We start from the raw sequence: 11275 nt of genomic DNA, 5'->3' as shown, positions 1-11275 counted from the left end.
TGGTCGCGGATGACCCACGCCACCCACATCGCCGCTATCGAACACGAGCTGGATGGTTTCCATCAGAGCCTGGTGGAGTACCGCCAGCAGATGGGCGCCTGGTATTCGCGTGCGCTGGATTCGGTCAGTCATGCAGCGGATATGCCGTCGTTGCTGGGCATGGACCGGGTGTTACGGGTTGGGGATTCCCAGCGTTCGGTAAGCCTTAGCGACGCGGATTTTTCTACCGTGGCCCGCTGCCCGGTGGGTGGCGTGCTGAAGATCGAGAGCAAATTCGAATCAGCGTATGACGTGCCGATTGGCGATATCCCGGTTGAGGTGATTGGCCTGGATGACGGCAGTTCCACGCGGGTGATGCTCGATAAGCACGGCAAGGGTTCGCACTACTGCGCCGCCGGCGGGCGCTATCAGGTGCGGGTTCAGGGTGGTGTTTCAGCGCAGCAAGTGGACGACTTGTTTACCTCCTATGCCGGGCTGACGGCGGACTTGGAACAGTGGCTTCGGTCGCAGTGGAAAAGCTTCAAACCCCACTGGGAAAGCTCTACTGCCAGCGCGATTGGCAGCGGCGTGCTGGCAGGCAGCTGGGCGGCGATCCATGACGTGTGGGACAGCCTCAAGCTGGTGCAGGCGATGCTTGAAGACCCGTTGAAGTACGTCGAGCAACTGGGCAGCGAGGCGGCCAAGTTGGCGCAGATCGCCACCGATGCGCCCAGGGTCATGGAGCAGGCGATGCTGCTGGCCAGTGATGAAGCGGCGCTGTACCTGTTACTGCGCACCGCCATGATCTGGCTGGACGCGTTACCGCCCAGTGAAGTTGCGCAGGCAGCCGCCAGTTTTATGGTGTCGCTGCTGATTGATCTGATGATTGGCGCAGTGTTGACCATCGCGTTGCCAGCGGCGGGCGTGGCGTATTTGAGCATGCGCCTGGTCAAGTACGGCAAGCAGATTCTTGCGGCGGCATTGGGCTTCGTGGAGGGAGTGCTGGCGATTCTCACGAAGTTCATGCAGGCGGTTGACCGTTACAAAGCGGTGGCGGTTCGCGGGGTGGTCGGCGGGCTGAAGCAAGGCACGATGCAGATGCGCTGGAAGGCGCGGCAGAACGCGGTGCTGAAGCAGAAAGAGCGTGTGGATGATGTGCCTGTCGTGGCTTCGAATCCCAAGGGGGATGCGGCGGCGCCAGCGGACAAGACCGTTACCAACGGCTGCCCGGTGTCGATGGTCACCGGGGAGGAATTGCTGACCCTCACCGATGGTGCCCTGGACGGGGTTTTACCGTTTGAGTGGACACGCTTGTATCGCACCAGTGCGGTGGAAGTGGATTGTGGGTTGGGGTTTGGCTGGAGTCACGCGCTGGCGCACAGGCTTGTTGTGTCGGGCGAGTCGGTGGTGTGGACCGACCATGAGAATCGCCGTACGCAGTTTCCGTTGCCCACAGATTCTCGACCGGCGATCACCAACAGCCTGGCCGAAGCGGCGATCTACCTGGGCTCGGCACCTGATGAGTTAGTGCTGGCCCAGGCGTCGCGGTTTTATCACTTTCGTGATGGTGTGCTGGTCTCGATCAGTGATGCGTATGACAACCGCCTGCGCATTTGCCGTGATCATTCCGGGCGAATTGAGCGGTTGGATAACGGAGCTGGTCGCTCACTGTTGCTGCGCTATGAGCTGGATCGCATCGTCGCGGTGGACTACCAGGTTCATCGCGCCAAAGACCGTGGGCCCTACGTCTGGGAGACCGAGCAGAACGTCGTTTCCTACGCCTATGACGAAGACGGACGACTGGTTTGCGCGACCAATGCCGTAGGGGAAAGCGAGCGTTATCGGTACGACGATCAGCACGTCATTGTCGAGCGGCAGTTGGCCGGTGGGGCGAGTTTCTTTTGGGCGTGGGAAGGCGTCGGCAAGGCGGCACGCTGTGTCCGGCATTGGGCGAGTTTTTCGCAGATGGACACGCGTTATGCCTGGGCGGATGACGGCCGTGTCACCGTGCACAACGCCGATGGTAGCCAGGAAGTTTACGTCCACGACGACTGGGCGCGGTTGGTACAGCGCATCGATCCCGACGGCGCCCAGCACTTCAAATCCTACGATGACCAAGGCCGGCTGACCGTCGAGCAAGACCCGCTGGGCGCGGTGACGGCCTATCAGTACGACGAAGCCGGACGCTTGGTGGCGCTGTTTCCGGGGGATGACGAGCCGACGTCCTACGAGCATGACAATGGTTTCGTACGGGTTGTCAGGCGTGGTGAGGCGGTCTGGAAATATGAGCGTAATAGCCAGGGCGATGTTACGCGCAGGACCGATCCTGACGGGCAGGTCACGGACTACAGCTACAACAAACGCGGGCAGTTAACCGGAGTTTGGTACCCCGATCACAGTTGTCATCGGCTGGTATGGAACGAACGTGGGCAGTTGCTTGAGGAGCAATTGCCCACTGGCGGGATCAAGCGCTATCGCTATGACGATCTAGGGCGGCAAGTAGCGTGTGAGGATGAATATGGCGCGCTAACCCAGTATCAGTGGGACAGCGTCGGGCGCTTGATTCGCCTCGTCTTGCCAGGCGGCGCCACTCGGGAATTCAGCTACAACCCCTACGGCAAAATCATCGCCGAGCGCGATGAACTCGGCCACGTCACCCACTACGAATACGCCGACGGCCTGCACCTGATCAGCCGCCGCCTCAACGCCGACGGCACCCAGGTCCACTACCGCTACGACAACGCCCGGCTGTTGCTCACCGAGATCGAAAACGAAGTCGGCGAAACCTACCAGCTCACCTATCACCCCAACGGCCTGCTCCAACAGGAAACCGGCTTCGACGGCCAGCGCACCGCCTATGCCTACGACCTCAACGGCAACCTGCAGGAAAAGACCGAATACGGCGACGACAACAGTCAGCTCATCACCCGCTACGAGCGCGACCACGCCGGGCGCCTTGTCCGAAAAAACCTGCCCGATGGCAGCGCGATCGATTATGCCTACGACCGCCAAGGCAACCTCCTCAGCGTCGAGGACGGCCACTGGGCCCTGGCCTACGAATACGACCAGCAAAACCGCCTCGTCGCCGAGCACCAAGGCTGGGGCACCTTGCGCTACGGCTACGACGCCTGCGGCCAGCTGAAAAATCTGCGCCTGCCCGACAACAACCGCCTCACCTTCAACCACGACAAAGGCGGCCACCTCGCCACCGTCGAGCTCAATGGCGAAGTGCTCACCTCACACCTGTTCAAAAACGGTCGCGAACACCAGCGCCAACAAGGCCAGCTGCTCAGCCACTACCACTACGACGACCAAAACCGCCTGCACGCTCACGCCGTCACCCAACACCAAAACCACCGCTACCAGCGCCAATACGACTACGACAAATCCGGCAACCTCACCCGCCTGCTCGACACCCGCAAAGGCGAGCACCGCTACCACTACGACCCCCTCGCCCGCCTGACCCGCGCCGACCACTCCCAAGACGTGCAGGAACGCTTCGCCCACAACCCAGCGGGCAACCTGCTCATGCAAGACCGCCCAGGGCCGGACATCGTCGCAGCGAACCGCCTGGTGATCCAGGGCGACCGCCACTACGACTACGACGCCTTCGGCAACCTGATCCGCGAACGACGCGGCAAGGGTCATCAGCTCGTCACTGAATATGGTTACGACTGCCAGCATCGGCTGATCAGCGTGACAAAGCCCAACGGCGAAACCGCCAGCTACCGCTATGACCCCTTTGGGCGGCGCATCAGCAAGACCGTGGACGGCAAGACCACGGAGTTTTTCTGGCAAGGCGACAAGCTGATTGCCGAGCATCATGCGGAACGCCACCGCAGCTACATCTACGAGCCCGGCAGCTTCCGCCCACTGGCGCTACTGGAAGGCTTCGGCCCACAAGCCACAACGCCCTACCACTACCAACTCGACCACCTCGGCACACCGCAGGAACTCACCACGCCCACAGGCGAAATCGTCTGGTCCGCCCACTACCGCGCCTACGGCCAGATCGCCCGACTCGACGTAGGCAAGATCGACAATCCACTGCGTTTTCAGGGGCAGTATTTCGATCAGGAAAGCGGACTGCACTACAACCGTCATCGCTACTACAATCCGGATATCGGTCGTTACCTGACGCCGGATCCGGTGAAGTTGGCGGGTGGGGTCAACGCCTATCAGTACGCGTCCAATCCTACGGGGTGGGTGGACCCGCTGGGGTTGAATAATTGCCCGGGTAGCAATGGGTGTCTGTCAAGGACCGGCCCAGAAAACCCACTTGAGAAAGCAAGAGTTGGTGAGGGGCAACCTTCAGCCCCTCTGCCAGCCGGTGAGCAGAGACGGGATAGAATAAAGGAATTGAGCGAAGCGAACGCAAAACGGCGCGTACTAGAAATTGAAGAAACCTATGACATGCATACCGTTACTAAGCACGGACCTGAAATAACTGACGCCGCATTGAAGCAAAGGGCTATTGACGGAACAGATCCGATCACCGGATTGCCCAACCCGGGTGGAAGAGGCAATTTAAGCTCTCAGTTTCATAGCTGGAAAATGCAGTTGAATGCCTTGAATAAGGCGTTGACACGCAAATCTCTCGGACTCGACCCATTCAATGGCCAAGATCACAATAAAAATCCCACACTAAAATTGGAGTTACCGGGAGCAGGTCGAGGATACAGGCCGAACAACAGAAATCCTGAAAACCCACACCTAAACGAAAACATGAACTGGTTTGAGATAAAGTTTGATAGAAAGAACACCTCTCGACCATTTACCGCGTTTCCTGCCGAGAAAAAATAATGCTGAAAGATCCATTCTTAAACGAACCGTTTGATCCAAGCCTTATGTGGTTTATCGGGACTTTTGATATTTATGACCGTGAGCAAGGGCTCGGCATGGAGCTCGCGCAATATGATCCAAATAAAAAATCCGATAGAAAAAAGCTTATAATAAATTATGCTTTGAACTTGAAATATCTATCATACAGACACAAACACGCTTTAATTGAAAGCTTAAAAAACAAATTGAAGGACGAAAAGTACAACTTCGATAAGTTATTCGAGATAGACGAGAATGAAACTGGATCGTGGCCGAGAGCTGAGTGGTATGCGCTAGATGACCCGAGGGGTTTCTTAATGGACATTTATATTCTCGCTCAAGCTGTCTGGAAAGAAGATCTCCAAAAAGCCAGCCTCGAAGACCCTTCCACATGGTGACCCCCAGTATTGAATACACCGAATATCCAATGTGGGAGGGGGCTTGCTCCCGATAGCAGTGGTTCAGTCAATGCATGTGCAATACTGACCCACCGCCATCGGGGGCAAGCCCCCTCCCACATTTAAATCTGCTTCGTTCTGCAATCCGGCTATCTGATCAGCGCCATCCGATTACTGCGTACACGGAATTCTAAACATGAAGCTCACACCAGAACTATCAATACTCAAAAGCCTACTATTCACCTATAGCATTGAAAACTACGACGACCCTGAAAGAGAGCGCTTCATCGCTTCAAAAAATGTCAACAACGAAACAGAACTCGCTGAGCTTTTTGAAAAACTAACCAAGCCAGAATTCCTATCATACAAACTTGAAATTCAACAATGGCATATTGAAACACTTCAACACTATCTAATACTGATGAAAATTTTAGTTCTGTTTTTTATCTTCTCGACACCTATTTCGATGACGAGATAATTGACCATAGGCAATTCATGAGCGTGCTATTACGCTGCTTACAAAACTACACAACGGAGGCTGCCGCGAGAAAACAATATGAAAACAAAACTACCCAGCATGTCAATAATCCGTGGACTCCTGTTCACTTACGACATTGAAAATACGGACGACTTAGAACGAGAGAAAATTATTTCATCAAGAAACATAAACAACGACGAAGAACTCGTAAAGCTTTTTGACGAACTGACCAAACCAGAATTCCTGTTTTACACAAGAACCGAGCAAGAGTGGTTCATTGATTCAATATCACACTTCCTAGCTATAAACGACAATTTCGATGCCGTTTTTAAAACCATGTCAACCTACTTTAGTGCACCCGTAACCGATCAGAAAAGATTTATGCAAATTCTTTTAAGCTGTTTGAAAAATTACCATAACGAATCAAATTTAAATTTTTAAAAAAAAGCTCTCCAGCGCCATATTGGCCCCTTGTGGCAAGCGAATTTCCCGCACGGGCTGCAAAGCGGCCCCTGTCCAGAAGACCGAACCAATGCGTGGACCGATATAGTGCAAAACGACATTACAGTTACACGAAGCTAAACAACGTATTTTCTTCATAGTTTTAAGGATCTCGAATGAAACTCAAGCCAAACCTCTCGATACTCCAAGGCCTGCTTTTCACTTACTGCATCGAAAATACCAGGGATGTAGACAGAGAAGAGCTCATTACCTCCATAAACGTGAATCATCACGAGGAGCTTACATGGCTATTCGATGAGCTAACCAAACGTGAATTCATGAAATATAGGCAGGACGAAAGAGAATGGTACATCAACACACTTCAGCATTTTCTTAGCACTGGGGAAAGCTTTGAATCAATATTTTATCTGTTTGATACTTACTTTGATGATGAAATAATCGACAAACGGCAGTTCATGAAAACACTATTGGACTGCCTCAGCAGATACAACCTTGACATTGTCGAGAGCAGGTCAGACGTACCTTCTGCTAACCAGTAAGTGATGGAAAGATGACCCAAAGCCAGCTTCGAAGTCCACTCACTATGGTGCCCTCAGTTTTGGATGCGCTGAGTATCCAATGTGGGAGGGGGCTTGCCCCCGATAGCAGGGGTTCAGTCAATGCATGTGCAAGCTGACCCACCGCCATCGGGGGCAAGCCCCCTCCCACATTTGGACTGAGGCGCATCAGGTAATATTCGGCGGCTGAGATATCGCCACTGCTGCAAGCCCCGCACATTTGAATCTACTTCGTCCTGTGATCCCGGATCTGATCAGCGCTTGGCCAGTTCCATAATCATCCGGCTCAACAAATACACCCGCGGCACCACACTCTCCACCTCGGCATATTCCTCCGGCGTGTGAATATTCCCGCCCACTATCCCAAACCCATCCAACGTCGGCGTACCTACCCCGGCCGACAAACTCGCGTCCGCCGCCCCACCGCTGCCTTCAATGGTCAACTTACGTCCCAGCTCGGCATAAATGCCCTGGGCAATCGCCACCAATTTATCCGACTCGGCCGTCTGCGGCATGGGGGGCAAGCCGCGTTGCAGGCTGGTCTTCACGTCGGTGTCGGGGATCAACTTGTTGGCTGAAACCCGAGCCAGGTCCTTTTCGATCCGGTCAAATTCTTCCGGCAAGGCGGCGCGGACGTCGGCCTTGGCAGTGGCCTGGTCGGGGATGACGTTGGTGCGGTCGCCAGCTTTTAGCACGGTGAAGTTGATGGTGGTTTTCTTGTCTTCATCGCCCAGCTTGCCCAGTTGCAGGATCTGGTGCGCGGCTTCCATGGCGGCGTTGCGTCCCAGTTCCGGGGCGACGCCGGCGTGGGCGGCCTTGCCTTTGACTTCGACCACGGCGGTGGCGCTGCCTTTGCGCCACACCACCAGGCCGTCGGCTGGGCGGCCGGGTTCGAGGTTGAGGGTCACGTCGTGGCCCTTGGCAGTGTTGCGGATCAGTTCGGAGGCGGCTTCGGAGCCGGTTTCTTCGCTGGCGTCGAGCAGGAAGGTGATTTGCGCGTAGTCCTTGAAGCCCTGGTTTTTCAGGACTTTGAGCGCGTAGATGCCGGCGACGATGCCGCCCTTGTCATCCATTACGCCGGGGCCATAAGCGCGGCCGTCCTTGATGTGGAACGGGCGTTCGGCGGCCGAGCCTTCCTTGAACACGGTGTCCATGTGGGCCATCAGCAGGATTTTGGCCTTGCCTGTGCCTTTGAGCGTGGCGACCACATGGCTGTTGTTGGCGGCTTTATCCGGCACCAGTTCGATACTGAACCCCAACTGTTTCAACTCGTCCACGGCGATGTCGCGCACTTGCGTCAGGCCCGGCTCGTAGCCTGAACCTGAATCGATGTTCACCAGGCGTTCCAACAGTTTCAAGGCCTCGGCCTTGTACTGTTCGGCATCAGCCTGGATCTGTTTGTGGGGCTCGGCGCTGTAGGCCGGCAGGACGAAGGACAAGGCCAGGGTGGCGGCCAGGAGGGTACGGGGGAAGGTGAAGAGCATGGGCCGATCCTTGTTTTTTGTTGGAAAGTGCGCCAATACCCTACCCCACTAGACCGAACGCAACCAACTCTCCTGCCCTGCGCTCACGCGGTTGCGCCCGCTGCTCTTGGCTTCGTACAACGCTTGGTCGGCATCGTTGAGCCAACTGATGGCGTCGGCATGGGCCGGCTGATACAGCGCCAGGCCGATGCTCAAGCTGACGCGCAGCGCCGGATCCTGAGCGTAGGCCAAGGCATTGAAGCGATCGCGCAGCGCCTCCATGACCTCAGTGGCACGGTTGAGCGGCATGTCTGGCAGGATCACACAGAACTCATCGCCACCGTAACGTCCGGCCAGGTCGGTGGTGCGCAGGTTCTGGCGCAGCACCTTGCTCAACTGGCGCAGCACGATATCGCCGGTCACATGGCCGTAGGTGTCGTTGATGGTCTTGAAGTGGTCGATGTCGATCAAGGCGATGGCTGCACCAGCCGGGCCTCGGCGGCAGCGTTGGAATTCGATGTCCAGGTGGTCTTTCCAGGCCCCGTGGTTGAGCAGGCCGGAGAGGCTGTCGGTACGGCTCAGGGCCAGCAATTCGCGCTTGTGGCGGGCCAGGGTTACCGCCTGGCGGTAGCATATCCAGCCCAAGGCCATCGGATACAGCATCAGGATCGGCAGGCAGGCATACACCTGGGCCTGGGTGGTCACGGTGATGAACGCCGGGGCGAATATCATCAGCGCCGTGCCCAGCCCCAGCGCCTGTGCCAGCCAGCCGGCGAGCATGAAGCGCGGGCCGCCGATGGCGACGTTGTTCATGCTCATCATCGACAAGGTGGTGACGCTGGGCAGCGGGTTGAAGTGCATCGCGCCGACCCAGAAGCCACCGCAGAAGGAGTCGAACAACAGGCTGCGGCGTTCACTGCGCAACGTGTGGGCCGCACGCAACGAAATTTGAAGAGCCACATGCGGCCACACAAACGCGTTGATCAGCATCCAAACCCACACCCATACAGAGGGACTCAGCGGATACATGCCAAACGCGACGCAGATAAAGCCGAGCGTGAGCCCCAGGACGCGTGATTTGTACAAGCGCGAAGCGAGCGGAAGTCCATTTCCTCCGACGGCTGACATGATGGGGTGCAATCCAGGGGGAGTGCCTGGAGCCTATCAGGGTAACGGCAAATCGCCACTACCGCTTAGAAGCTGATGTCAGTGGGAAAACCCACGCGCCAGCATCAGCGCAACACCCAACAGCAACACTGCGGTGATGCGCTGCAACAACACCCGCCGCTTGGGGTTTTCCAACACGTGCTTGATACGCTGGCCGAAATAGCAATACAGGCAGCCGCTGGCAAATTGCAGCAGCAGGAACGTCAGGCCGAGGATGGCGATATCCGCCGCTGAACTGTGCTCCCCCGACCCGGCGAACTGCGGGAACACCGCACTGAACATGATGATGGTCTTGGGGTTGGAAAACCCGGTCAATAGCCCTTTGCCGAACAGGCTGCGCGAACCCTCCACGGCGCCGGCGTTGTTGATCGCCACACCGCTGCTGGTCCACTGCTTATAGGCCAGGTACAGGATGTAGGCCACGCCGACAAACTGGATGGTCTGGGTAATGGCGAGGTTGCCCTTGATCAACTCCGAGAAGCCGACGGCAAAGATCAGGATGGAAATCAGGTACGACACGCTGGCGCCGATCTGCGCCGGGATCGAACTGCGCAGGCCGTCCTTCAAGCCCAGGCTCAGCAACAGCAGGGTCATGGGGCCGGGGCTGAAGGTCATGGTGGCGCAAAACAGCAGGAAGTAGAGAAACGAAGACAGGGTTAACGCACTTGTCATGGCCAGGGACCTTGAGTGGATAGAAACAGCAACGGGGCGAGCGCCGCAAGCGCCCGCCCCTGGGCCCATCAGGCGACAGCGATTTCGGTCGTCAGGGATTCGCGGTACATCACCGCCAGGTCAGCCAGGGCCGCCTTGGCCGTCTGGTTACGGGTTTCGAACGCCACCAAGCCCTTCCAGTTGGTCTCGACGATGGCCTGCATGACGTCGGCATAGTCACAGTTGCCGTCGTGAATGCCGAAATGCTGATCCTGCACGCCATTGTTGTTGCTGAAGGAAATGCCCTTGATCAGGTGGTGATACTTGCGCACCACCTCCGCCGGCAGGCCGTTCTCGATGTTGGCGTGGCCGGCATCGAGGAAAAAGTACAGATTGCTGTGGGCTTGCAGGCGCTCGAACACAAAGGCGTATTCCGCTTCATGGGTGAAGATGTAGTGGAACGGCCGGTAGTTGACGTAGTTGGACAGGTTTTCCAGGTAGATATCCGTGCCCTTGGCCTCGGCGTAAATCGCCAGTTCCTGCACCGACTTGAGGTAATGCTCCAGGGCGACCTTCTTGGCCATCAGCACCATTTTCGGTTCGACGATGCAACCGCCATGAATGATCAGGGGCGCGCCCAGGCGGCTGGCGATGTCGATTTCTTTCTTCACATATTCCACGGCTGCTGCACGGAACGCCTCGACGTCACTGGCCAGCGGCGCCTTGAAGTTGCCATGGAAGATCGGCTTGATGCCGGTGGCAGCGATTTGCGCCTGCAGACTTTCGATGCGTGCATCGGTCCAGTCGTCGACCATTTCGCCAAACAGGCTGCCGTCGATATACCAATGGGTGCAGTTGCCTTCGATGGCGGTTTCCAGGCCCTTCTCGGCGCCCAGGTATTTCTGGTGGGCCACACCGGTGCAGAACGGCACGGTGGCGTTGATCAGTTTGCTTTCCATGGGGCGATTCCTTTCGTGGATGGAGCGTTAGATTTCAATAGCCATGAAGTCGGCCTTGGTCACGCCGCAATCCGGGCATGTCCAGTCTTCAGGCACCTCTTCCCAAGGGGTGCCTGCGGGTATCCCGTCCTCCGGGATACCCAATTCTTCTACGTACATAAAACCGCAGGGAACACACATATAAGTCTTCATGAGAATGCAGAATCCATTGCCCGCTTGTAGGAAACTTCGCCAACTCCTGGCGAGATGCCGCGCAGTCTAGGGGACTGGCATTGCACAAGGCAGGTAAAGTGATGCCTAATCCGGCCTAACTTCACCGGTAAAAGCACCAGCAAAGACA

Annotated in this window: 9 protein-coding genes; 4 read left to right on the top strand and 5 right to left on the bottom strand. The window is 56.7% G+C overall.

What is annotated here, in order from left to right; translation table 11 throughout:
* Positions 1–9: 9 nt before the first annotated feature.
* From BLU48_RS08105 to BLU48_RS08085, 4 genes are all read left to right on the top strand, one after another.
* Positions 10–4782, top strand: coding sequence for an RHS repeat-associated core domain-containing protein (locus BLU48_RS08105; RefSeq protein ID WP_083348196.1), 4773 nt, complete (start codon positions 10–12; stop codon positions 4780–4782).
* The gene (locus tag BLU48_RS08100) at positions 4782–5198 is read left to right on the top strand and encodes a hypothetical protein (protein WP_057025606.1); all 417 of its coding nucleotides are present in this window, start codon (positions 4782–4784) and stop codon (positions 5196–5198) included. Before BLU48_RS08105 ends, BLU48_RS08100 begins: the two co-directional genes overlap by 1 nt.
* Positions 5199–5394: 196 nt before the next feature.
* Positions 5395–5676, top strand: coding sequence for a hypothetical protein (locus BLU48_RS08095; RefSeq protein WP_371851122.1), 282 nt, complete (start codon positions 5395–5397; stop codon positions 5674–5676).
* Between the two features lie 617 nt (positions 5677–6293).
* Positions 6294–6677: a hypothetical protein gene (locus BLU48_RS08085; protein ID WP_057025604.1), complete on the top strand. Its 384-nt coding sequence runs from the start codon at positions 6294–6296 to the stop codon at positions 6675–6677.
* A gap of 272 nt (positions 6678–6949) precedes the next feature.
* On the opposite strand, the gene BLU48_RS08080 is transcribed toward BLU48_RS08085, so the two are convergent.
* The 5 genes from BLU48_RS08080 to BLU48_RS08060 all read right to left on the bottom strand — a co-directional run bounded on the left by BLU48_RS08080 (position 6950) and on the right by BLU48_RS08060 (position 11127).
* Positions 6950–8179: a M20/M25/M40 family metallo-hydrolase gene (locus tag BLU48_RS08080; RefSeq protein WP_057025603.1), complete on the bottom strand. Its 1230-nt coding sequence runs from the start codon at positions 8177–8179 to the stop codon at positions 6950–6952.
* Positions 8180–8227: 48 nt separating this feature from the next.
* Positions 8228–9286: a diguanylate cyclase gene (locus BLU48_RS08075; protein ID WP_057025602.1), complete on the bottom strand. Its 1059-nt coding sequence runs from the start codon at positions 9284–9286 to the stop codon at positions 8228–8230.
* 78 nt (positions 9287–9364) lie between these two features.
* Positions 9365–9997, bottom strand: a complete 633-nt coding sequence (locus tag BLU48_RS08070) for a LysE family translocator (protein WP_046068573.1) — start codon at positions 9995–9997, stop codon at positions 9365–9367.
* Positions 9998–10065: 68 nt separating this feature from the next.
* Positions 10066–10935 (bottom strand): sugar phosphate isomerase/epimerase family protein, encoded by an 870-nt coding sequence (locus BLU48_RS08065; protein WP_046068574.1) that lies wholly within the window; start codon positions 10933–10935, stop codon positions 10066–10068.
* A gap of 27 nt (positions 10936–10962) precedes the next feature.
* Positions 10963–11127 (bottom strand): rubredoxin, encoded by a 165-nt coding sequence (locus tag BLU48_RS08060; RefSeq protein ID WP_057025601.1) that lies wholly within the window; start codon positions 11125–11127, stop codon positions 10963–10965.
* Positions 11128–11275 lie beyond the last annotated feature (148 nt).

This window comes from Pseudomonas synxantha (genome assembly GCF_900105675.1).
Lineage (GTDB): Bacteria > Pseudomonadota > Gammaproteobacteria > Pseudomonadales > Pseudomonadaceae > Aquipseudomonas > Aquipseudomonas synxantha.
The sequence above is the reverse complement of the archived record's forward strand: the minus strand, read 5'-3'. Positions and strand labels throughout refer to the sequence as shown.